Source organism: Nonomuraea coxensis DSM 45129 (genome assembly GCF_019397265.1).
GTDB classification, from domain to species: domain Bacteria; phylum Actinomycetota; class Actinomycetes; order Streptosporangiales; family Streptosporangiaceae; genus Nonomuraea; species Nonomuraea coxensis.
Window position 1 is genome coordinate 1,668,242 of record NZ_CP068985.1, and the last position, 22,726, is coordinate 1,690,967.

Genomic DNA, 22,726 nt, shown 5'->3' on the forward strand with positions numbered 1-22,726 from the left:
CGAAGAGCCAGCATCACCCGACTGGGAGAGTTCATGGATCTGCCGAGTGAGTTAGAGCTGCCCGAATCCCGCTGGAACCGCCCTCCGGAAACCCCGGAAGTCGCCGACGCCCCCGACCCCTACTGGAACCGCTTCCTCCACCCGAAGCCCGAGTCCCCCTGGCCGCGCCGCCTGGCGACGCTCCTCTCCGTCATCCTCGTCGTCCCCATGGCGTACGCCATGCCCGCCGAGGCCGCACCACGCCCCGCTCCCCGGGTGCAGAAGGAGACCCCGGTCAAGGGCACCAAGGTCCCCGTCCTGCCCCCGCTGGAGAACCCGGTCGCCAAGCAGGCATGGACGGCCGCGCCCGGCGTGAGCTGGCCGAAGCCGCAGACCGTCGAGCTGGGCGGCGCGGACGCCGCGGCGCGGACCCTCGCCGCCGGCGACTTCCCGATCAGGCTGGCCCCGCCGCAGAAGGCCGCCAAGAACGCCACGTCCGCCGAGGCGGCGGAGGCGGCGACCCCCGTCAAGGTCGAGCTGCTCGACCCCGCCAAGTCCGACCGGCTCGGCCTGACGATGCGCGTCTCCCCGGCCGAGAACGGGGTGGCCGCCCGCTCGGCCGGCCAGGCGACGACCAGGCTCCAGATCGACTACTCCGGCTTCCGCTACGCCTACGGCGGCGACTACGGCGCCCGCCTGCGCGTGGTCAAGCTGGAGGAGTGCGCGCTCACCGGCGCGGCGGACTGCCCGCAGCCCACGCCGGTCAAGAGCGAGAACAACGCGGCGAACGGCACGGTGACCGCCGAGGTCGAGACGGCCGGCCTGTACGCGGTGACCGCCGCCGCCTCGGGCCCGTCCGGCGACCACGCCGCCACCTCCCTGTCGGCCGCGTCCGACTGGAGCGTCGGTACCCAGTCCGGCGACTTCAGCTGGGGCTACGAGATGCGCGTGCCCCCGTCGCTGGGCGGCGAGGAGCCGGAGATCGCGCTCGGCTACTCCTCGCAGAGCGTGGACGGGCGCACCGTCTCCACCAACAACCAGACGTCCTGGGCCGGGGAGGGCTTCGAGCTGAACCCCGGCGGCTTCGTCGAGCGCCGGTACAAGTCGTGCATGCTCGACGGCAAGAAGACCGGCGACCTGTGCTGGGACCAGGACAACGCCATCATGTCGCTCGGCGACTCGTCGGTCGAGCTGGTCAAGGACGCCACCACCAAGCAGTGGCGGCCCAAGCGCGACGACGGCACCAGGATCGAGCTGCTCACCGGCGCCACCAACGGCGACAACAACGGCGAGTACTGGCGGGTCACCACGCCGGACGGCGCCCAGTACACCTTCGGCCTGAACCGGCTGCCCGGCTGGGCCAGCGGCAAGGCCGAGACCAAGTCGGTGCAGACCGTGCCGGTGTTCGGCAACAACAGCGGTGAGCCCTGCTACAACAGCACCCCGGCCAACGCCTGGTGCCAGCAGGCCTACCGGTGGAACCTCGACTACGAGGTGGACACGCACGGCAACGCCACCACGTACTGGTACGAGCGCGAGACCAACTACTACGGCCGCAACATGAAGCCGGAGCAGGGCACCCAGTACGTGCGCGGCGCGTACCTCACCCGCATCGACTACGGCTACCTGAGCAACGAGCTGTTCACCAAGCAGCCGGCCGCCCGCGTGGTGTTCGACGTGGCCGAGCGCTGCCTGCCCAGCGGCTCGATCACCTGCGCGCCCGAGCAGCTCAAGAAGGAGACCGCGAGCCACTGGCCGGACGTGCCGTTCGACCAGATCTGCGACAGCGGGGTGAAGTGCACCGACCGCCTCGCGCCGACGTTCTTCACCCGCAAGCGGCTGGCCAAGGTCACCACGCAGGTGCGCAACAGCGCGGGCCAGTTCGCCCCGGTGGACTCGTGGGCGCTGACGCACCAGTTCCCCGCCTCCGGCGACGGGATGAGCCCGGCGCTGTGGCTGGCCTCCATCCGGCAGACCGGCCACGTGGGCGGCACGATCACGTTGCCGCCGGTGACGTTCACCGGCGTGCAGCTGCCCAACAGGGTCGACTCGAACGAGGGCCGGGCGCCGCTGGTCAAGTGGCGGGTGCAGGCCATCGGCAACGAGTACGGCGGCGAGCTGCGGATCAACTACTCGGCGGCCGACTGCAAGCCGGGGGACGTGCCCGCGGCCGACAGGAACACCAGGCGCTGTTTCCCGCAGCGCTGGGCCCCGCCGAACGAGCCTGAGGTCACCGACTGGTTCCACAAGTACCTGGTGACCCAGACCCTTGAGGTGGACCGGGTGGCCGGCTCGCCGAACGTGGTCACCGACTACGAGTACCTCGACGGCGCGGCCTGGCACTACGCCGAGAACATCCTGGTCAAGCCCGAGCACCGCACGTGGGCCGACTATCGCGGCTACGGCCGGGTCCGCGTCCGCCAGGGCGACGGGCAGGACGGCAAGCGCACGCTGACGGAGTTCCGCTACTTCCGCGGCATGCACGGCGACAAGCTGGCCGACGGCTCCAAGCGCAGCGTCCAGGTGGAGGACTCCGAGGGCGTCAAGCGGGACGACCTCGACCAGCTCGCCGGGTTCGAGCGGGAGGAGATCCTCTTCGACGGTGACGGCGGCGCGACGCTGACCGCGACCGTGCAGGACGCCTGGTCGGCCAAGACGGCCGAGTCCACGCAGGGCGGCGTCACCAAGACCGCGCACGTGGTGCAGCCCGCGTCCATGGTCACCCGCACCGCGGTGGCGGGCGGCAAGTGGCGGCGTACCGGCGAGGACCGCACGTACGACACCAAGGGCCTGCTGATGCAGGTCGAGGAGAAGGGCGACCTGGCCACCGCCGACGACGACCAGTGCATCCGCTACACCTACGCCCGCAACGACACGAGCTGGATGCTCGACTTCCCCAGCCGGGTGCAGAAGGTCGCGACCGGCTGCGCCACCGGGATCGCCAAGCTGGCCGCCGAGGAGGTCCTCTCCGACGAGAAGATCCAGTACGACGGCCAGTCGCACGGCCAGGCCCCGACCAAGGGCGATGTGACCACGGTGCAGGAGCTCGTCTCGCCCGACGGGCAGACGATCACCGGCAGCGCCCGCACGTACGACGCCTACGGCCGCGAGACCAGCGAGACCGACCCGGTCGGCACCAAGTCCGTCACCACCTACGTCCCGGCCTCCGGCGCCCTGCCGACGGAGACCACCGAGACCAACCAGCTCGGCCACACCGAGCGCACCCTGCTCGAACCGGCCTGGGGCGAGCCGACCGCCGAGATCGACGCCGCGGGCCGGCGCGTGGACATGGAGTACGACGCGCTCGGCCGGCTCGTCAAGGTCTGGCAGCCGGACCGCAGCAAGGCCGCCAACCAGTCGCCCAGCACCGAGTTCTCCTACCAGGTGCGCAACGACGGCCCCAGCGTGGTCACGACCAGGACGCTGAACGCCGACGGCAGCTACACCACCAGTCACGAGCTGTTCGACGGCCTGATGCGCGAGCGCCAGACCCAGGAACCCGCTCCCGTCGACGACCAGACGCAGGATCCGGCGCTGCGCGACGGGCGCACGATCACCGACACCTTCTACAACTCCCAGGGCGAGGAGCACAAGGTCAACACCGGCTACTTCGCCACCGGCAACCCGTCCACCGAGCTGCTCGCGGTGGCCGACGCCGCCGTCCCCACTCAGGTCGTGTCGCTGTACGACGGCGCGGGTGAGGTCAACGCCGAGGTCTTCAAGGTCAAGGGCGTGGAGAAGTACCGCGTCTCGGTCAAGGACCAGGGCGACCGGCTGGACATCACGCCGCTGCCGGGCGACACCGCCACCACCCGGATCGGCGACGCGCACGACCGGCTCGTCGAGCTGCGCCAGTACAAGGGCTCGACCCCGACCGGCGAGTACGAGTCCACCAAGTACACCTACGACCGCGCCGGCCGGCTGGCGACGGTGACCGACGCGGCGGGCAACGTCTGGCGGCACCACTACGACCTGCGCGGCAGGGAGATCAGGACGGAGGACCCCGACAAGGGCGTCACGACCACCACGTACAACGACGCCGACGAGATCGTCACCACCACCGACGCGCGCGGCAGGACCCTGTGGTACGGCTACGACGCCCTCGGCCGCAAGACGCAGCTGCGCGAGGGCTCGGCGACCGGCACGCTGCTGGCCGAGTGGAAGTACGACGGGCTGGCCAGGGGCCACATGCACGCCGCCATCCGGTACGTGGACGGGCAGGCGTACACGGCCGAGATCAACAACATCGACGCCGACTACCGCACGCTCCGCCAGACCGTGACCATCCCGGCACGGGAGGGCAAGCTCGCGGGTTCCTACCAGCTCAACACCCGCTACACGCTCGACGACCAGGTCCAGTCGATCAGCTTCCCGGCCGGCGGCGGCCTGGACGCGGAGTCGGTCGTCTACAGCTACGACGGGCTGAACCAGCCGGTCAAGGTCACCGGCCTGTCGGCCTACGTGAGCGCGGCCCGCTACAGCAAGCTCGGCGAGACCCTCCAGTACGAGCTGGGCGAGGGCAGCAAGAAGACCTGGCTGACCTACACCCACGACGAGGGCACCCGCAGGCTCACCGGCATGCGGCTGGACCGGGCCGGCGCGCCCGCCGGCGACCTGGACCTGTCCTACACCTATGACGCGGCCGGCAACGTCACCAAGATCGCCGACCGGGCGGTCCAGGACACCCAGTGCTTCACCCACGACCATCTGCGCCGGCTGACCTCCGCGTGGACGGCCACTGACGACTGCGCGAGCGGCGCCCCGGAGTCCGGCAAGATCGGCGGCGTGGCCCCGTACGCGGTCAGCTATGCCTACGACGTCACCGGCAACCGGACGAAGGAGACCAAGCACGCCTGGGGCGGCGCCTCCGAGCAGGTGCGCACCTACACCTACCCGGCGCCCGGCAGCAAGCAGCCGCACGCGCTGCAGAGCGTCGGCGCCGACCTGTTCGGCTACGACGAGGCCGGCAACACCACCAGGCGCAAGGTCGGCAGCGCCGACCAGACCCTGGCCTGGGACGCCGAAGGCAACCTGGAGTCGGTGACCGAGGGCGGCAGGACGACCTCGTTCGTCTACGACGCCGACGGCGACCGGCTGCTGCGCAAGACGCCCACCGACGCCACCCTCTACATCGACGACATGGAGCTGCGGCTCGACTACGCCAAGAACACCGTCGAGCAGACCCGCTACTACACCATCGGCGGCGAGGCCATCGCGGTGCGCACGCCGGACAACCAGCTCTACTTCATGGCCAACGACCACCAGGGCACGGCGCAGGCCATGGTGAACGCCGGCACCGGTGACGTGGCGATCCGCAGGCAGAGCCCGTTCGGCGAGGACCGCGGGTCACCACCGCCGTGGTGGCCGGGACAGCGCGGCTTCGTCGGCGGCACCAAGGACGCCACCACCGGGCTCGTGCACCTCGGCGCCCGCGAGTACGACCCCGTCAACGGCCGCTTCCTCTCGGTGGACCCGATCATCGACGAGGGAGAGCCGCAGCAGCTCAACGCCTACGCCTACGCCAACAACAGCCCCGTCACGATGAGCGACCCCGACGGCCAGCTCTTCTGGTTCGTGGTCGGCATCGCGGCGCGGATAGCGGCGCGCGAGCTGGCCAAGAGGCTGGCCGCGGCTGCGGCGCGGCGGGCCGCGGCGGCGGCGGCCAGGCGGGCGGCGCTCGCCGCGGCCCGACGCAGGGCCGCCGCCCTGGCCAGGAAGCGTGCCATCGAGGCGGCCAAGCGGCGGGCGGCGGAGGCCGCGAAGAAGCGGGCGGCCGCCGAGGCCAGGAAGAGAGCCGCGGAGGCCGCGAAGAAGCGGGCGGCCGCCGTGGCCAGGAGGAAGGCGGCGCTGGCCAGGCAGCGGGCCGCCGCGGCGGCGGCCCGGCGACGGGCGGCGGCAGCGGCACGGCGGGCCGACGCGGCCCGGCGGCGCGCGGCGGCCGCGCGCAGGGCGGTGACCAGGCGGGCCAGCAGACCGTCCAAGGCCACGGTCCGGCATCGTCCCGCCGTCCGCCCGACCAGCCGCAGGGCGGTTCAGCGGCAGTCGCCGCCGAAGGCCCAGCGCACGCCGCCGAACTCCTCCCAGCCGCGCGGGCTGAGCGAGGCGCAGAAGCGGTCGATCGACGAGCAGCTCGGCCGGGTGCGGCCCACGGGTTCGGGCACGAGGGCGGCTCCCAGGGAATCCGACGGCATCGCCCACCAGGGCACCGGGTGGGGCCCGGCGGGCAAGGCGTACTCGTCGGAGACGCCGCGTTCGAAGATGCCGACGGTGATCTACCGCATCTGGGAGATCTTCCGGCCGCCGGCGGTCCCGCCGAACTGATCGGACGTCAGCTCAGGGAAAGGACGCACCGAGCCCCCGTTCCGGAAGGACACCCGTCCGGGGCGGGGGCTCCCGCGTCCCTGGCGTTCCCGGATCCGCTCTCCATAGAATCTTGTTCGGTTCGGCTGGCACGCAACGGAGGAGGCGGCGTGGGCGCGTTCGATCTCAACGGTAGGCAGGCCCTGGTCACGGGGGCGTCGAAGGGCATCGGGCGGGCCGTCGCGCTCGCCTACGCGGCGGCCGGCGCCGACGTGGCCCTGGTGTCCCGGTCGGCCGATGCGCTCGCCGAGGTCGCCAAGGAGATCGAGGCCCTCGGCCGCCGGGCCGTCGTGCTGCCCGCCGACCTCACCGACCGCGAGGCCGCCGCCGGCGCCGTCGCCGCCGCGATCGACGGGCTCGGCCACCTCGACATCGTCGTCAACAACGCGGGCGGCTCGAACTTCATGGTCGAGTTCAAGGACCTGCGGATGTCCGGCTGGGACAAGCTCATGCGGCTCAACCTCGACTCGGCCATGGTCGTCTGCCACGCGGTCGCGCCCCACCTGCTGGAGCGGGGGAGCGGGTCGGTCATCAACGTGGCCTCCGTCGCGGCGCTCGGCGCGCCCTTCCTGGCCCCGTACGCGGCCGCCAAGGCCGGGCTGGTCGCGCTCACCAAGACGCTGGCCGTGGAGTGGGCGCGGGCCGGCGTACGGGTCAACGCCCTGTGCCCCGGCTGGACGGCCACCGAGCTCAACCGCAACCTCTGGGACGACGAAAGCGGCGGGGCGGCCACGGTCGCCACCGTGCCCATGCGGCGCTGGGGGACCGCCGAGGAGATGGCCCAGCCGGCGATCTTCCTGGCGAGCGAGGCGTCGGCGTACATGACCGGGCAGGTCCTGTTCGTCGACGGCGGAGCCACCGCGATCTGACCTGCGTCTTGACCTGCGGTCCGACCGGGCGGGCGGAAGCGGTCGCGCGCTTTGCGGCATATCGGCATGCGACATCGTGTGCTCACGGGCGTGATCCGCGTTACCGTGGGGGCCGTGCAGCTCTACACGAGATCGTCCGGGACCGGGCTCCCGGTTGTGCTGCTTCACGCGTTCCCGCTGTCGTCGGCCATGTGGCTGGCCCAGCGGGAAGCGCTGGCCAAGGTCTGCCGGGTCATCACCCCCGACCTGCGCGGCTTCGGCGGCTCCCGCCTGGGCGAGGACGACCCGTCAATCGACCTCATGGCCGACGACGTCGCGAGGCTGCTCGACGACGAGGGCATCGAGCGGGCGGTGGTCGGCGGGCTGTCCATGGGCGGCTACGTCACGCTGGCGTTCTGCCGCAGGCACCCCGACCGCCTGCTCGGCGCGATCCTCGCCGACACCAAGGCCGTCGCCGACCCGGCTCCGGCCAGGGACAACAGGGAGCGCATCGCGCGGGCCGTGCTGTCCGAGGGGAGCGACGTGCTGGTCAGCGAGGTGCTGCCGGGGCTCATCGGGCCCACGACCAAGGAGCGGCGCGCCATGGTGTTCGGGCGGGTCAAGGGGCTGGTGCAGTCCGCCCCGCCGGGCGCGGTCGCCTGGGCGCAGCGCGCGATGGCCGGGCGGCCCGACTCCTCCGGCACGCTCGCGGCGCTGAAGGTCCCCCTGCTGGTCGTGGTGGGCGAGGAGGACGACCTGACGCCGCCCGCCGAGGCCAAGGCCATGGCGGAGGCGGTGCCCGGCGCACGGCTGGAGGTCATCCCCAAGGCCGGCCACCTCAGCGCGGTCGAGCAGCCGGAGGCGTTCAACGCGGCCGTGTCGGAGTTCCTGCAGAGCGAGCTCGGCGCCGCCCACCGATGACGCGGGCTCCAGGCGGGGGCCCGCTCAGGCGCGGGCCTGCCGGGGGATCACCACCTCGCGGATGATCAGCGCGATGGCCGCGGCCACCGGGATGGCGACCAGCGCGCCGACGATGCCGAGCAGCGCCCCGCCGAACAACGCGGCGATCACCGTCACGGCCGGCGTCACGTCCACCGAGCGCTTCATCACCCTCGGGTAGATGAGGTAGTTCTCGAACTGCTGGTAGACGATGAAGAAGATCGCGCAGGCGATGCCGACCGGCACCGACTGCAGCAGCGCCACGGCCGAGACCACCACCGCGCCGATCGTGGCGCCCACCAGCGGGATCAGGTCCGTCAGCGCGACGACGAGGGCGAGCGCGAGCGCGTACCTGACGTCCACGATGGACAGGAAGATCCAGGTCAGCACGCCCGCGATGACCGAGATGAGCACGTTGCCGGCGACGTAGCCGCCGATCCCGGTCAGGATCTCCTCGCTGATCGCGCTCGTCCGCTCCCGGCGCGAGGCCGGCACCAGCTTCAGCAGGTACGCCTTGATCGTGTGCAGCGAGCCGAGGAAGTAGAGCATGAGCACCAGCAGCGTCACCGTGGTGAACACGCCGTCCAGCACCACCAGGCCCGCGCCCATGATGCCGGTGGCGAGCGACGGCCCGAGCGTGGTGGTCACGAACTGGGCGAGCTGTGGGATGACCTGGTAGTCGGCGTCCAGCTGCCGCAGCGCCGGATGGTTGCTCAGCTCGTTGACGTAGCCGGGCACCGCCGCGACGAAGTCGGCGAGCTCCTGCCCCACCGGAGGCACGATCGCCAGCCCGAACAGCACGAACGCCACGATCACCCCGATGAACACGATGGAGATCGCGGCCCTTCTGGCCAGGCCGCGCCGCTGTAACGCCTCGACGGCCGGGTTGAGCCCGACGGCCAGGAACATCGCCACCACGACCAGGATGATCGTGTTCAGCGAGTTGACGACCATCTGCGCGATCGCGATCGCGGTCAGCACCCCCAGGCCGCCGACCAGCCCGAACAGGAAGGGGCCGCGGGCGAGCGGCTTGCCCGGCAGCCCGTACGGCTGCGCCGGCCCGCCGTTCCCCGGCCCGTCCTCCGCCTTGGGCTTGTCCTCGGGGGTGGACCCGGCCTCCTCGGCGGCAGTCTCGGCATTCGCGGACAAGTGCGAGCAACTCCTCCCATATCAGGCCGGAAACACAGAGAGAGCCTAGCGATTCAGTGATCGCCAGGCTCTCTCCAGCCGTCAATCAGCCCCCGTGCGGTGAATCGTTACTCCTGCCACCACTCCGCGTCGTCGTCGGACTTCGCCTCGATCTTCGGCGCGGGCGTCGTGGCCGGCACCTCGACCGCCGGCGCGGGCGCCGGGATCGCGGGCTTCGGCGGAGCCGCGGTGACCGCCGGCTCGGGGTCCATGCCGGGCAGCGCCGCCCCGCCGAGGAGCTGACGGAGCTGGGCCAGGTGACTGGTGATGCTGTCCCGCTGGCGGGTCAGCTCGTCGACCTGGCGCTGCATCGCCGTACGGGTGCGCTCGGCCTCGTTCTTCGCCTCGGTGACGATGGTCTCGGCGCTCGACTTCGCCTCGGCCACGATGGACTCGGAGTTCTTGCGGGCGTTGGCGACGAGCTGCTTGGCGTGCAGGTCGGCCTCGCGGCGGGTCTGCTCGGCCTGCTGGGTCGCCTTCGTGGCCCGCGACTCGGCGGTCGCGGCGCGCTGCTCGGCCTCGGCCACCAGCTTCTGCGTGGCGGCCTGGGCGGTGGCGTGGCGCTCGGCCTCCTGGCGCTCGGCCTCCTCGCGGCGGGAGGCGAGCTGGATCTCGAACTCCGCCTCGTCCTGGGCCCGCTTGGCCTCCGACTCCTCCAGCACCCGCTGCGCCTGGGCCCGCATCTCGTCGGCCTGGCGCTTGGCGGTGGTCAGCACCTCGTCGCGCTCACGCTTGGTCGAGGCCCGGAGCTGGGCGACCTCACGCTCGGTCGTGGTGCGGAGCTTGGCGATCTCGCGCTCGGCGTCGGCGCGCTTCTCGGCCACCTCGTGGTCGGCCGTGGCCCGGAGCTTGGCGACCTCACGCTCGGTGGTGTTGGTCAGCTCGTCGGCCTCGCGACGGGCGGTGCCCCGGATCTCCTCGGCGTCGCGCTCGGCGGCGGTGCGCATCTCGTCGCTCTCGCGGGTGGCCTGGGCGCGCTTCTCGGCGGCCTCGGCCTCGGCGGCGGCGCGCAGGTCGGCGGCCTCGACCTTGGCGGCCGCCTTGATCTCGTTGGCCTCGGACCTGGCGGCCTGGACGAGCTCGGTGGCCTGCTCCTCGGCCAGCCGGAGCAGTTGCTCGATGCGGGCGCCGAGACCGGAGTAGGTCGGGCGCTCCTGCTCCTGGAGCTGGCGCTGGGAGTCGGACAGATCGCGCTGCAGGCCGGTGATCTGCTCGCGCGCCTGGCGAATCTCCTGGTCGAGCTGCTTGAGGTGATCGTGGACCTGATGCCGGTCGTAACCACGAAGCACCACATCGAACTCGCGTGCGGGTGCGTCCTCGAAGAAATTGTTGAGCTGGGCGTCGATGTCGGACTGCATGGAGGCTCGATCCTGGGTTGTCGAGACGGCTACACGTGCCGGACGGGGGGTTCGGGGGCAATCCGAGCCGGGAGCCTGTGCCTCGCGGCAGGCTCCCCTGTCCGGTTGGGAGAACCAGCGTACTGCGCCGGTGCCGCCCACGAAGCCCCGTCCAATTTTCTGCGTGACTAGTTACATATGAGCTTTTTTTACGATTTGTCGGGATCTGCGGCTTGGACCAGCTCCGTCAGCATTCCACCTACATCCTTGGGATGCAGGAAAGCGATCCGCGAATCCATGGAACCGTGTCGGGGACGCTCGTCCAGCAGCCTCACACCCTTTGCGCCGATCTTAGCCATGGTTTCGGTGACATCGCGTACACCGAACGCGACATGATGAACACCCTCGCCCCGCCGGGCGAGGAACTTACCCACGGGCGAGTCCTCGGAAAGAGGCTCCAGAAGCTGGATGTAGGAGCCCCCGCCCTCGCCGTCGGCGATGTGCAGCATGGCCTCCTTCACCCCCTGCTCCTCGTTGACCTCGCGGGCGACCACCGTGAGCTCGAAGGTCTCCGAGAAGAGACGGATCTTCTCCTCCAGGTCGTGGCAGGCGATCCCTATGTGGTCGATCCGCATGAACATGTGTGGTGTACCTCCATGGCGAGCGACGTTGTACCCGTGGGTATCGTGTCAAAGACCCGACGCGCGAGCACAGGAGGCCGTTGTCATGTCCAGGTCCGTCATTGTCGCCGGAGCTCGCACCCCCATCGGGAAGCTGCTCGGCGCCCTGTCCGGCCTGTCGGCCGTCGAGCTGGGCGGCATCGCGATCAAGGCCGCTCTGGAGCGTGCCGGCGTCGCCCCGGAATCCGTCGAGTACGTGATCATGGGCCAGGTGCTCCAGGCCGGCTCCGGGCAGATCCCGTCCCGCCAGGCCGCCGTCAAGGCCGGCATCCCGATGACCGTGCCCTCCATCACCATCAACAAGGTCTGCCTGTCCGGCCTCGACGCGATCGCGCTGGCCGACCAGCTCATCAGGGCCGGCGAGTTCGACATCGTGGTGGCCGGCGGCATGGAGTCCATGACCAACGCCCCCCACCTGCTGCCCGGCCTGCGCAAGGGCGTCAAGTACGGCGGCTCGGAGGTCGTCGACTCGATGGCGCACGACGGTCTGTTCTGCGCCTTCGACCAGTGCGCGATGGGCGAGTCCACCGAGCGGCACAACACCCGCCTCGGCATCGGCCGCGAGGAGCAGGACATGGTGTCCGCCCGCTCCCACCAGCTCGCCGCCGCCGCCATCAAGAACGGCGTCTTCGACGACGAGATCGTCCCCGTGCCGATCCCGCAGCGGCGCGGCGAGCCGGTGCTGGTCAGGGAGGACGAGGGCGTACGCGGCGACACCACGGCGGAGACGCTCGCCAAGCTCCGCCCGGCCTTCGCCGCCGACGGCACCATCACGGCAGGGTCGGCGTCCCAGATCTCCGACGGCGCTTGCGCCGTGGTCGTCATGTCCAAGGCCAAGGCCGAGGAGCTGGGCCTGGAGTGGCTGGCCGAGATCGGCCGGCACGGCAACGTCGCCGGGCCCGACGCCTCCCTCCAGTCGCAGCCGGCCAACGCCATCAAGCAGGCCATGGCCAAGCAGGGCGTCAGCGCGGACGACCTCGACCTCGTCGAGATCAACGAGGCGTTCGCCAGCGTGGTCGTCCAGTCGGCCAAGGAGCTGGGCGTGCCGCTGGACAAGGTCAACGTCAACGGGGGCGGCATCGCGCTCGGGCACCCCATCGGCGCCTCCGGGGCGCGCGTCGTGCTCACCCTCGCCCACGAGCTGAAGCGCCGGGGCGGCGGGCTCGGCGCGGCCGGCCTCTGCGGCGGCGGCGGCCAGGGCGACGCCCTCCTCATCAGCGTCCCGAAGTCCTGACCCCCGGCCGCCCGGCCGCCCGGTGGGCGGCCCTTGGTCCTGCTGATCACCGCTGAGCGCCCCGCCGGCGACAGGTTCTCGTCACTGTTCGCCGGCCGGGCGGTCGTCGCGGGCGGGGCGGGCGGGTTCCTGCCCGGGGCCCTGCGCACGGGCGTGGACGTTCGTGGCGTCGTCGCCGGTCGTAATGGCGCCGCTGTTGTCGCCCGCGACGGCGACCGATCGCGGCCCTGAGGCCGTCGCCCCCGGCGAGGCGGCCCCGGGGCTCTTCTCCGGGCCTCTGCCCGGCCCTCGCGCCGGGCGATTCCCCGGCTGGGCGGGCAGCAGGCCGTAGGCCGCGAGGGCCAGCCCGGCCAGCCCGGCGAAGCCGCCGATCACGCTGGAGAGCTTGTCGGCCTCGTCCAGCCCCACCCGCGCGAAGTGCGCGCCCAGCCCGGTCAGCGCCGCCACCGCGACCGCCGCCCCGATCCACACCAGCCCTCGCCGCCTGCCGCGCATATCCGCATCATCGGCCGCCCGCCGTCCACCCCACACGTACGCGAAGCGTGACATCGATGTCATTCACGGCTCGCAATGTCAAAAATCCTAGACATCATGTCTGCGCTGTTTTACATTCGACGTATGGCTTCCGAAGAGAAACGCGCCTGGGTCATGCTGGTGGTCACCGTCGCGGCGTACGGCGTCTACGTCGCCACGGTCCTCGGCCGGGCGGGCGCCGTGCCGCTGACCGACGTGCCGTACGTGGCGCCGCTGCTGTGGAGCATCGGCGGCGCGTTCCTGGCCTCGATGGTGCTGTTCGTCGCGGTGAGCACCACCGCACCCGCCGAGGCCGGCAAGAAGGACCAGCGGGACCGCGAGATCCACCGCTACGGCGAGTACACCGGGCAGTGGTTCCTCGTCGCCGGAGCCGTGGCCGCGATGGTCATGGCGATGGCCGAGCTCCCGCACTTCTGGATCGCCAACGTGCTCTACCTGGGGTTCGTCCTGTCGGCTGTCCTCGGGTCCACGCTCAAGATCGTCGCCTACCGGCGGGGGATGCCGGGATGGTGAAGCCCACGAAGGTCACCAACACGATCCGCGCCCTGCGCTTCACGCACGGCGAGATGACCCAGGCGGACCTGGCCGACCGCGTCGGCGTGACACGGCAGACGATCATCGCCATCGAGCAGGGCCGGTACTCACCGTCCCTGGAGGTGGCCTTCCAGATCGCGCGGGTCTTCGGCGTCCCGCTCGACGACGTGTTCCAGTATCCGGACGGAGACCTCTGATGAAAGCGATCACCAGAAGCGGGTACGGCTCGCCCGACGTCCTCGGCCTCGCCGACGTGCCCGAGCCCGAGCCCGGCGCCGGCGAGGTGCGGTTACGGGTCCGCGCGGCGGGCGTGGACCAGGGCGTCTGGCACCTGCTGACCGGCGTCCCCTACGTGATGCGGCTCGGCATCGGCCCGCGCCGCCCCAGGAGCCCCTGGCTCGGGGCCGACGTGGCGGGGGAGGTGACGGCGACCGGGGCGGGCGTCACCGCGTTCAAGCCCGGCGACCGCGTCTTCGGCACCTGCGGCGCGGCCTACGCCGAGCACGCCTGCGCCCGCGCGGACCGGCTCGCGCCGATGCCCGCGAACCTGTCGTACGAGCAGGCCGCCGCCATCCCCACCTCGGGCATGACCGCGCTGCGGGCGCTGCGCGACGCCGGGCGGGCGGGGCGCGGGCAGCGCGTGCTGATCACGGGCGCGGGCGGCGGCGTCGGGACGTTCGCCGTGCAGCTCGCCAAGACGTTCGGCGCGCACGTCACGGCCGTGTGCTCAGGCTCGAAGGAGGAGCTCGTCCGCTCGATCGGCGCGGACGACGTCGTCGACTACACGCGCGAGGACTTCACGGACGGCAGCCGGCCCCCGTTCGACGTCATCGTCGACATCGCGGGCATGCGCCGGCTGTCCCACCTGCGGCGGGCGCTCACGCCGCGCGGCACGTACGTCATCGTGGGCGGGGAGGGCGGCGGCCGGTGGTTCGCCGGGCTGGACCGGCAGCTGCGGACCGCCCTGTACGGGCCGTTCACCCGCAAGCGGCCCCGGATGTTCTTCGCCTTCCCCCGCGAGGCCGACCTGCTGACGCTGGCCGAGCTGGCGGGGAGCGGGCGGATCACGCCGGTGGTCAGCGCGACGTACCCGCTGGAGCGGGTGCCCGAGGCGATCCGCGAGCTGGAGAAGGGGCACGTGCGCGGCAAGCTCGTCATCACCGTGTGAGCCGCCGGCCGGGCCCCGTGCCCGGACAGCGCGATGCCCCGGTCCGACCAGGATGGACCGGGGCTTCGCGTACGCCTCCCGCAGCCTTCGCCCAGGAATGCTCCGGCTCCGGGCGCCCCCTACGGGGGCTGTTCAGCCCGGCCGCGAGGGAGGCTGCGGCCGGGCTGTTTGGTGGCGGTCACGCGGTGCGGAAACGGGCGAGGAGCGAGCGGTGGCGGCGCTCGGCCCGGGGCCCGCGCAGCGCCTCACGTACGCGCCGCTGCTCGGCGGCGGCCCGGCGGAGTTCGGAGGCGTGGTGCTGCATGATGCTGTATTCGAGTTCGGCGTTCATTCGAGTGCTCCTCGGGCTTCTTCGTTCTGCCTGTCGTCTGCACTCTCAAGATTGCGCCTAAGGCCCTCCCCGGCACATCGGACTTATGCCTTATCTCTGGACGTAGGAGTCCTAGGGATGTACTTAGGACGGGCGGGCGGCTCAGGGCTCGTCGGTGAACTTGATCGTGACCTTCGTGAAGCCGAGCGATTTCAGCAGGCCCGCCATCATCGCCTTGGTGTTGGCGTCAGCGCGGGCCCGCAGGTCGCTGGCCACGGCCGCCTCGGTGATCTTCTTCTCCGCCAGCAGGTACAGCTCGCGCTGGTCGCCAGGGGAGCCCGACAGGAAGTCCGAGACGCGGTCGAACAGGCCGCGCTGCTGGGCGAAGACGTACGAGCGGTTGTTGTCGAGGTTCGGCTTCTCCAACTGGGCGCGGGGGAGGCGGATCGTCGCCTCCGTACGGTCCGGCGAGACCGTGACCGCGTTCGTCGCCAGGGAGGAGAAGTCCACGTAGGCGTCCACGCCGCCCGCGCCGACGAACAACGTCCTGGTGCCCTTGATCGCGTCGGGCAGGAAGTTCGCGTCCTTCTCCAGGTCCACGACCACCTGGAAGGTGCCCGTGGCGGCCTCGAAACGGCTGAGGTCCTTGATGGACTCCAGCAGGACAGGCTGGCTGCGGTCGATGTTCCGCTCGCCCGTGGGATCGAGGTACGTCCAGGCCAGCCGGCCGGCCACCACCAGCAGGACCGCCAGGACCAGCAGGCCCGCGGCGTATCGCCACCAGCGACGCCGCCCGGGAGTGACCTCCGGTGGCGTCGTACGGGAAGTCGTCATGGTGGCATGACTACCCCTACAGCGATCATCAGTGCCAGCCCTAGGGTGACATCTCCGATTCCGCCCGCTCACACCCGCACCGCCCGGGATCCTACGCCCAGCCCGGCTGGGCACGGTCCGTGGGCATGCGGGGGCTGGCCGTGACCCGCCGACCGCCCTGCCGCGCCGACCGCGACCGCGCGCCACCGCACACACGGGCACCGTCCGACGAAACCACGCCACCCAGGACGTGTGGCCTGCTCAGCGAGGGCGCGCCGCGCAGTGTGGCCTGCCCAGCGAGGGTGTGCCGCGCAGTGGGGGCGCGCTGCCAGTGAGGAAGCGCCGTTCTGGAGGTGCGTGCCGCTCTGCGGGCGTGTGCCGCGCTCTACAGGGGCGTGCCGCTCTGCAGGGGAGCGCTGCTCTGCAGGGGCGGGTCGCTTTGCAGGGGAGTGCTGGTTTGTGGGGGCGTGTTGCTGGTCTGTGAGCGTGTGCCGCTCTGTGGGCGGCGGGGCGGGAGGGCGTCGCCCGTCATGCCGGCGCGCGGGCCGCCCCTCTGCGCCGTTTCCCCAGGCGTCCTGTCCCCAGGCGTCCTGTTGAGCCCGGATGTCCTGTTGCCCTGGGGGGCGGCGGCGGTAGGCCGGTCGCCGGACATCGCGTCGCCGACGGGCTGGTGGCCGCGCCACCCCTCGCCGCGGAGCCTGTGAGCGTCGGTCCTGCCGTCAGTCCGGGTGCGTCCGCCCCCGATGCGCCCGTCCCCGGTGCGTACGGTGCGCGGGGTCCCGTGGGTCCATGGACCGCGGCTGGACGGGACGCGGCCGGTGGGGACGTGGCCGGTGGGGCCGGTGTTCTTCGGGCCGGTGGATGCGGGGGTGGTGGGGCCGGGCGTGGCCGGGGTGTCGCCGGTGGCCGGTTGCCCGGCCGCGGCGCCGTCCCGCGGCCCTCCGCCCTGGGCGTTCCAGTGGTCGTGGGAGGCCCAGCCGAACGGGCCCCGGCCGCTGTGCCCGCCGTAGCTCCTGCCGGGCTCGGTGGCGCCGCCCGCCGTGGACCAGGTGGGCGGGCCGGCGGCGACCCAGCCGGGCGCGGGCTCGGGAGCGTAGCCCAGGGAGGGCGCGGTGCCGGACGTGCCCGGCGTGCCGTACGAGGCAGGCGGCGCGGCCGGCGTGGCGGCCGGATCCGGGTAGACCGGGTAGACGTGGGTGGAGTCGGGCGACGGCTGCACCGTCTGCGGCACGAGCTGCGGCCGGGCGGGGCTGCCGCCGAAGTGCGTGCTCGACAGCCGGCAGTTGCGGAAGTCGCTGTAGAACATGCGCAGCCACTCGCGCCGCTGGTGCTCGCTCAGCCAGGAGAACCACGAGGTCGCGTACTGGTGCTCGGCGAGCGGCCCGCCCGCCGGCGGCTCGCCGCGCAGCCAGACCATGACGATCTCCCGGTAACCCTCGGTGACGGTGCCGGGGCAGGGGTCGGACAGCGACTCGATGTACTCGTACGCCGCCTTCTCCGCGAACCCGGCGGAAAGGTCGGGAACGTGGATCGGCGCGAGGCCGAGCGAGGGCCGCAGCTTCTCCTCCAGGGGCCGCTGCTCCACCCGCTTGAACGCCGCCGGCGTGCCGTCGAGCCGCATGGCGATCTGCGTGAACACCGCCCCCAGCTCGGTCAGCCCGGCCCGCATCCCCGGGTGCACGCACACCGTGATCGGCCAGTCCTGGCAGGCGTAGGCGATGTCCTCGGCGGCGGCGGGCCGGGTCTGGGCCAGCACCCGCGACACGCCCATGCCCGCCGCCAGCACCGCCAGCAGCGCGCACGCCAGCACCAGCGCCTGCCTCGTCACCGTCGCCGCCCAGCCAAGCAGCAGCGCCGCCGTGAGCCCGAGCAGCCAGATCGTCTGGTCGAAGAACGCGGCCCCGCTCAGCTCCTGGAACAGGTCGTACGGCTCGCCGGTGCCGGGCGCCAGCTTGTCCGCCCAGCCCCGGTCGTCGGCCAGCCACGAGAACGCCGCGTAGCAGGCCAGCCCGGCGAGCGGCGGCGTGAACGCCTTCGGCAGCACCCAGCCGGCCACCCACCCGATGACCGAGTAGAGCGCCAGCCCCGCCATGCCCATGCCCAGCCCCGGCAGGCTGAGCCGGCCCGCCTGGTCGGTGAGGACCGTCTTGACGGCCAGCACCAGCACCGTCGCCGCGAACGACCCCAGCACCACCACCACGATCGCGAGCGGCGCCTTGAGCGCCCGCCAGGTGGTGAGCGAGCGGCCGCGCAGCGCGCGGCGCTTGCGCAGCGCCACCCAGGCGGCGAAGGCGGCCGCCACCGGCCCGGTGAGCCGGAGCGAGCCGATGACCGCGGCCACGATGTTCTCCCAGGCGTCCACGCCCGGTATCAGGACGTTCCACGCCGCGATCAAGCCGACAGCGAGCAGCACGGCAACCGTGACGGCCGCGCTCTGCTTCAGCTCCTCCCGTGAAACGCCCGCGTGCTCACGCACCCTTTGCCCCGTTGACGTCCATCAAGCACCCCCCGTGCCTTCGGCAAGACGGAAGCGGGCAGTCCGGCCGGTCCCCACAGGCTGATGGACTTGGCTTCCGCGTCACCATTCGTACGAGAACCATAACTGAGCGTGATGATTGACGTCCGGATTCTTGGTCAAGGAGGCCCGCCTGTCGCTCCAGATCACCCGACGAACCGGGACGAGGGGCGCGCTACCGTATCTGCGTGTCACAGCAGAAGCCGCTCAACCTGCCGTTCGACCCCATCGACCGCGCCGCGGAGAGCTGGCGCGCCCACTTCGGGCCGTCCGCCGCCATGGCGGCCGTGACCTCGATCATGAGAGCGCACCAGATCCTGCTGTCGCAGCTCGACGGGCTGCTGAAGCCGTACGGGCTGACCTTCGCGCGCTACGAGGGGCTCGTCCTGCTGACGTTCAGCAAGACCGGCGCGCTGCCGCTGTCGAAGATCGGCGAGCGGCTGATGGTCCACCCCACCAGTGTCACGAACACGGTGGACAGGCTGGAGAAGTCCGGTTACGTCCGGCGGCTGCCCAATCCGCGCGACGGCCGCGGCGTGCTCGCCGAGATCACCGACGCCGGCCGCGACGTCGTGCGCCGCGCCACCCGCGACCTCATGGACGCCGAGTTCGGCCTGGCGATGTACGCCGAGGACGAACTCCACGGCCTGTTCGACCAGTTGCGCACGCTGCGGGTCGCGGCGGGTGACTTCGACGGCTCGTCCATGCGGCAAGATGAAGGGCATGGCGGACTTCTCTAGGCCCGGGTCGCTCTACGGGGCGATCGATCTGGGCGCTCGCAAGCAGGCACTGGAGGCGCAGGCCCGGCGGGAGGCCGCAGGTCCTCAGGCCGCGTCGGCCTCGGTCGTCGAGGTGACCGAGGAGACGTTCACGACCGATGTCGTCGACCGCTCCATGCAGGTGCCGGTCGTCCTCGATCTCTGGTCCCCCCGCGCGCCGGCCTCCGCGCAGCTCGGGCCGGTGCTGGAGAAGGTGGTCGGAGACCTCGCCGGCCGGGCCGTGCTGGCCAGGGTCAACGTCGACGCCAGCCCGCAGATCGCGGCCGCGCTGCGCGTGCAGGCCGTGCCCACCGTGCTGGCGATCTTCCAGGGCCAGGCCGTCACCGGCTTCCAGCAGGTGCTGCCCGAGCAGGAGGTGCGCCGCTGGCTCGACGAGCTGATGGCCGCCGTCGAGCAGTTCTACCAGGCCAACCCCGCCGCCAGGCCGCCCGCGGCCGAGGGCGGCGAGGAGGCCCCCGCGGGCCCGCCCGCCGACCCCGACCTCGCGGCGGCCGAGGAGGCCGTCGAGCGCGGCGACCTCGACGCGGCGGCCGAGGCCTACCAGCGGCTGCTGGCCCGCGTCCCCGGCCACGAGGACGCGAAGATGGGCCTGGCCGGCGTCACCCTGATCAAGCGCACGGAGGGCGTCGACCCCGGCGACCTGCAGCGCCGCCTGCAGGACCCCGCCGACCTCGACGCCCACCTGCTGGCCGCCGACCTCGAGATGCTGTCGGGCGCGGTCGACGAGGCGTTCGGCCGGGTCATCGCCGTGGTCAAGCGCACCTCGGGCGACGACCGCGACCGGGCGCGGCGGCACCTGCTCGGCCTGTTCGACACCTTGCCGAGTGATGACCCTTCCCTGGCGAAAGCGCGCAGAGCCTTGGCGAGCGCCCTGTTCTAGCCTGGGGGCATGCGGGTCGTCACCATCTCGGCGACATACGGCACGGCCGGCGGCCGGATCGGCCCGGCCGTGGCCGAGCGCCTTGACGTGCCCTTCGTCGACCGCGCGATCCCGAGCGCGGTCGCCCAGGAGCTCGGCTGCACCCTGGAGGAGGCGCTGGCCCACGACGACCGCGCCGAGCGGGGGCTGGGCCGGTTGCTCTTCGGCGCGATGCGGCTGCCCACCGTCGCCTTCGGCGGCGTCGACATGTACGTGCCGGGCGCGATGCCGCACGCCCCCGAGGAGTTCGTGCGCCGCGCCGAGCGGGTGATGCGCGAGACCGCCCGCACGAGCGGCGGCGTCTTCCTCGGCAGGGCCGGAGCCGTCGTCCTGGCCGGCGAGCCCGGCGCCCTGCACGTCCGGCTCGACGCCCCGCTCGCGCGCAGGGTGCGCGCGACGGCCGCGCTCGCCGGCACGGACGAGGGCGAGGCCAGGCGCGTCATCGGCGACAACGACCGTGCCCGCGCGGCCTACTGGCGGCACTTCTACCGGGCGGATCCGGCCGATCCACGCCATTACCACCTGGTCGTCGACAGCACGACAATCCCCGTTCCTGCCTGTGTGGAGCTGATCGTCCTGGCCTCCGCGGCACTTGGCTGACCTAAAACCCCCTAACATGGGAGGACTTCTTGGTCAGTCCCGAAGGAGCGATTGACGTGGCGACCGTCCCGAGTGTGTCCTACTCCATCACCGTGCGTCTCGAGGTGCCGGCCGGCGGCAAGGCCGTCAGCCAGCTCACCCATGCCGTAGAGTCCGCCGGTGGGGTGGTGACCGCCCTCGACGTCACCAACGCCGGCCACGAGAAGCTCCGCATCGACGTGACCTGCGCGGCCCGCGACACCGACCACGCCCAGGCCATCGTCGACCAGCTCGAGGCCGTCGAGAGCGTCGTCATCCACAAGGTGTCCGACCGCACGTTCCTCATGCACCTCGGCGGCAAGATCGAGATGGTGTCGAAGGTGCCGCTGCGCAACCGCGACGAGCTGTCGATGGCCTACACGCCGGGCGTGGCGCGGGTGTCGATGGCGATCGCGCGCAACAAGGAGGACGCGCGCCGGCTGACCATCAAGCGCAACACCGTCGCCGTCGTCACCGACGGCTCGGCCGTGCTGGGGCTGGGCAACATCGGCCCCGAGGCGGCGCTGCCGGTCATGGAGGGCAAGGCGGCGCTGTTCAAGCGCTTCGCCGGCATCGACGCCTGGCCGATCTGCCTCGACACCCAGGACGTCGACGAGATCGTGCGCACCGTCCAGGTCATCGCGCCCGGCTTCGGCGGCATCAACCTGGAGGACATCGGCGCGCCGCGCTGCTTCGAGGTGGAGCGGCGGCTGCGCGAGCTGCTCGACATCCCCGTCTTCCACGACGACCAGCACGGCACCGCGATCTGCGTGCTGGCGGCGCTCCAGAACGCGCTGCGGGTCGTGAACAAGAGCCTGGAGAGCGTCAGGATCACGATGGCGGGCGCGGGCGCGGCTGGCAACGCCGTGCTGCGGCTGCTGCTCGCGGCCGGGGCGCGCAACGTGATCGTGTGTGACTACCTCGGGGCCGTGCACCAGGGCCGCGACGACCTCGACGAGTCGCTGCGCTGGATCGCCGACCACACCAACGCCGAGGGCTACGCCGGTGACCTGCGCGGCGCGCTCAAGGGCGCCGACGTCTTCGTGGGCGTCTCCGCGCCGGGCATCCTCACCGGCGACGACGTCGCGACCATGGCCAAGGACGCCGTGGTGTTCGCGCTGGCCAACCCGGAGCCCGAGGTGTCGCCCGACGACGCCCGCGAGCACGCGACCGTGGTGGCCACCGGCCGCTCCGACTACCCCAACCAGATCAACAACGTGCTGGCCTTCCCCGGCGTGTTCCGCGGGCTGCTCGACGCGCAGGCGGCCGTGGTGACGCAGGAGATGCTGCTGGCGGCGGCCAACGCGCTGGCCGCCGTGGTCACGCCCGAGGAGCTGGGCCCCAACTACATCATCCCGAGCGTGTTCCACCCGGACGTGGCGGGGGCGGTGGCGGCGGCGGTCCGCGAGTCCGCCGGCGGTCGCGCCCGCGGCTTCACCGAGGCCTGACCGGGGCGTCCTCCGGCACCCTCAGCGCCCGGTGGGCGCGGGCCGGGTGAGGGCGGGCATGAGGCGGTAGGACTCCTGGAAGACCAGGTTGTGGGCGTCGCCCGCGGCGATGACGCGCAGGGTGTCGGCCTGCGCCTCGGCGTCGGCGGCGTCGAAGATGTTCATCGGCCAGTCGCCCACCGTGTTCCCGCGCAGGTGCGGGTGGTGGAAGCCGGCGCCGTAGTGGGCGACGACGGCGACGGGCTGCTCCTGGGCGGCCCGCTGCTCCGGCCAGGTCAGCGACCACATGGCGTTCAGCCCGCCCTCCTTGGAGCGGGTGAGGCCGCTGGCCACCACCTCGCCGGTCCCGAGCAGCAGGTCGGCGTCGAGCTCCGCCAGCACCCGCCGCGCCACGGGGTCGAGCAGCTCGACCGCCGTGGCGAAGAGGCGTTCCTTGTCCTCCCGCGAGACGGCCGGGCCGTGCACGCCGTCACGCAGGTCGCGGAAGTGGCGGAGCAGGGCTTCGTTCATGGGACTGCGCATG

At 72.0% G+C, this 22,726-nt stretch carries 19 protein-coding genes; 11 read left to right on the forward strand and 8 right to left on the reverse strand.

Going from position 1 to position 22,726, the window contains the following annotated elements; translation table 11 throughout:
* Positions 1-33: 33 nt before the first annotated feature.
* The 3 genes from Nocox_RS08135 to Nocox_RS08145 all read left to right on the forward strand — a co-directional run bounded on the left by Nocox_RS08135 (position 34) and on the right by Nocox_RS08145 (position 8,108).
* On the forward strand, positions 34-6,300 hold the full coding sequence (locus Nocox_RS08135; protein ID WP_051112743.1) for an RHS repeat-associated core domain-containing protein: 6,267 nt from the start codon (positions 34-36) through the stop codon (positions 6,298-6,300).
* Positions 6,301-6,449: 149 nt separating this feature from the next.
* Positions 6,450-7,208, forward strand: coding sequence for an SDR family NAD(P)-dependent oxidoreductase (locus tag Nocox_RS08140; protein WP_020546670.1), 759 nt, complete (start codon positions 6,450-6,452; stop codon positions 7,206-7,208).
* Positions 7,209-7,298: 90 nt separating this feature from the next.
* Positions 7,299-8,108 (forward strand): alpha/beta fold hydrolase, encoded by an 810-nt coding sequence (locus Nocox_RS08145; protein WP_246649750.1) that lies wholly within the window; start codon positions 7,299-7,301, stop codon positions 8,106-8,108.
* A 24-nt stretch (positions 8,109-8,132) separates the two neighbouring features.
* Here the strand turns inward: Nocox_RS08145 and Nocox_RS08150 are convergent, their stop codons facing one another.
* From Nocox_RS08150 to mce, 3 genes are all read right to left on the reverse strand, one after another.
* Positions 8,133-9,275 (reverse strand): AI-2E family transporter, encoded by a 1,143-nt coding sequence (locus Nocox_RS08150; RefSeq protein WP_020546668.1) that lies wholly within the window; start codon positions 9,273-9,275, stop codon positions 8,133-8,135.
* Between the two features lie 107 nt (positions 9,276-9,382).
* Entirely contained in the window at positions 9,383-10,672 is a 1,290-nt protein-coding gene (locus Nocox_RS08155; RefSeq protein WP_020546667.1) for a DivIVA domain-containing protein, read from the reverse strand.
* Between the two features lie 188 nt (positions 10,673-10,860).
* Positions 10,861-11,292: a methylmalonyl-CoA epimerase gene (mce, locus tag Nocox_RS08160; protein WP_020546666.1), complete on the reverse strand. Its 432-nt coding sequence runs from the start codon at positions 11,290-11,292 to the stop codon at positions 10,861-10,863.
* A gap of 85 nt (positions 11,293-11,377) precedes the next feature.
* On the opposite strand from mce, the gene Nocox_RS08165 reads away from it, so the two are divergent.
* The gene (locus tag Nocox_RS08165; protein ID WP_020546665.1) at positions 11,378-12,565 is read left to right on the forward strand and encodes an acetyl-CoA C-acetyltransferase; all 1,188 of its coding nucleotides are present in this window, start codon (positions 11,378-11,380) and stop codon (positions 12,563-12,565) included.
* Between the two features lie 81 nt (positions 12,566-12,646).
* Here the strand turns inward: Nocox_RS08165 and Nocox_RS08170 are convergent, their stop codons facing one another.
* Positions 12,647-13,060: a hypothetical protein gene (locus tag Nocox_RS08170; RefSeq protein WP_020546664.1), complete on the reverse strand. Its 414-nt coding sequence runs from the start codon at positions 13,058-13,060 to the stop codon at positions 12,647-12,649.
* Positions 13,061-13,183: 123 nt separating this feature from the next.
* On the opposite strand from Nocox_RS08170, the gene Nocox_RS08175 reads away from it, so the two are divergent.
* The 3 genes from Nocox_RS08175 to Nocox_RS08185 are packed head-to-tail and all read left to right on the forward strand — an operon-like array spanning position 13,184 to position 14,801.
* The gene (locus Nocox_RS08175; protein ID WP_157383406.1) at positions 13,184-13,612 is read left to right on the forward strand and encodes a hypothetical protein; all 429 of its coding nucleotides are present in this window, start codon (positions 13,184-13,186) and stop codon (positions 13,610-13,612) included.
* Positions 13,606-13,830 carry a helix-turn-helix transcriptional regulator gene (locus Nocox_RS08180; protein WP_020546662.1) on the forward strand — a complete coding sequence of 75 codons (225 nt, stop codon included), beginning with the start codon at positions 13,606-13,608 and terminating at the stop codon, positions 13,828-13,830. The genes Nocox_RS08175 and Nocox_RS08180 overlap by 7 nt, the downstream gene beginning before the upstream one ends.
* A complete protein-coding gene (locus Nocox_RS08185) occupies positions 13,830-14,801 on the forward strand; it encodes an NAD(P)-dependent alcohol dehydrogenase (RefSeq protein WP_020546661.1) in 972 nt (323 codons plus the stop codon). Before Nocox_RS08180 ends, Nocox_RS08185 begins: the two co-directional genes overlap by 1 nt.
* Positions 14,802-14,979: 178 nt before the next feature.
* Here the strand turns inward: Nocox_RS08185 and Nocox_RS08190 are convergent, their stop codons facing one another.
* The 3 genes from Nocox_RS08190 to Nocox_RS08200 all read right to left on the reverse strand — a co-directional run bounded on the left by Nocox_RS08190 (position 14,980) and on the right by Nocox_RS08200 (position 18,400).
* Positions 14,980-15,132: a hypothetical protein gene (locus Nocox_RS08190; protein WP_020546660.1), complete on the reverse strand. Its 153-nt coding sequence runs from the start codon at positions 15,130-15,132 to the stop codon at positions 14,980-14,982.
* A 141-nt stretch (positions 15,133-15,273) separates the two neighbouring features.
* Positions 15,274-15,945 carry a DUF4230 domain-containing protein gene (locus tag Nocox_RS08195; protein ID WP_020546659.1) on the reverse strand — a complete coding sequence of 224 codons (672 nt, stop codon included), beginning with the start codon at positions 15,943-15,945 and terminating at the stop codon, positions 15,274-15,276.
* A gap of 364 nt (positions 15,946-16,309) precedes the next feature.
* The gene (locus Nocox_RS08200; protein WP_157383405.1) at positions 16,310-18,400 is read right to left on the reverse strand and encodes a hypothetical protein; all 2,091 of its coding nucleotides are present in this window, start codon (positions 18,398-18,400) and stop codon (positions 16,310-16,312) included.
* Between the two features lie 227 nt (positions 18,401-18,627).
* Between Nocox_RS08200 and Nocox_RS08205 the strand changes: the two genes are divergently transcribed.
* From Nocox_RS08205 to Nocox_RS08220, 4 genes are read left to right on the forward strand one after another with little or no spacing between them, the layout of a single operon-like run.
* Complete coding sequence (locus Nocox_RS08205; RefSeq protein ID WP_020546658.1) at positions 18,628-19,179, forward strand: MarR family winged helix-turn-helix transcriptional regulator; 552 nt, start codon at positions 18,628-18,630, stop codon at positions 19,177-19,179.
* Positions 19,163-20,098: a tetratricopeptide repeat protein gene (locus Nocox_RS08210; protein WP_020546657.1), complete on the forward strand. Its 936-nt coding sequence runs from the start codon at positions 19,163-19,165 to the stop codon at positions 20,096-20,098. Before Nocox_RS08205 ends, Nocox_RS08210 begins: the two co-directional genes overlap by 17 nt.
* 9 nt (positions 20,099-20,107) lie before the next feature.
* Complete coding sequence (locus Nocox_RS08215) at positions 20,108-20,737, forward strand: cytidylate kinase-like family protein (RefSeq protein WP_020546656.1); 630 nt, start codon at positions 20,108-20,110, stop codon at positions 20,735-20,737.
* 56 nt (positions 20,738-20,793) lie between these two features.
* Positions 20,794-22,203 (forward strand): NAD-dependent malic enzyme, encoded by a 1,410-nt coding sequence (locus Nocox_RS08220; protein ID WP_026215061.1) that lies wholly within the window; start codon positions 20,794-20,796, stop codon positions 22,201-22,203.
* Positions 22,204-22,224: 21 nt separating this feature from the next.
* Here the strand turns inward: Nocox_RS08220 and Nocox_RS08225 are convergent, their stop codons facing one another.
* Positions 22,225-22,725, reverse strand: coding sequence for a hypothetical protein (locus Nocox_RS08225; RefSeq protein WP_051112749.1), 501 nt, complete (start codon positions 22,723-22,725; stop codon positions 22,225-22,227).
* Position 22,726 lies beyond the last annotated feature (1 nt).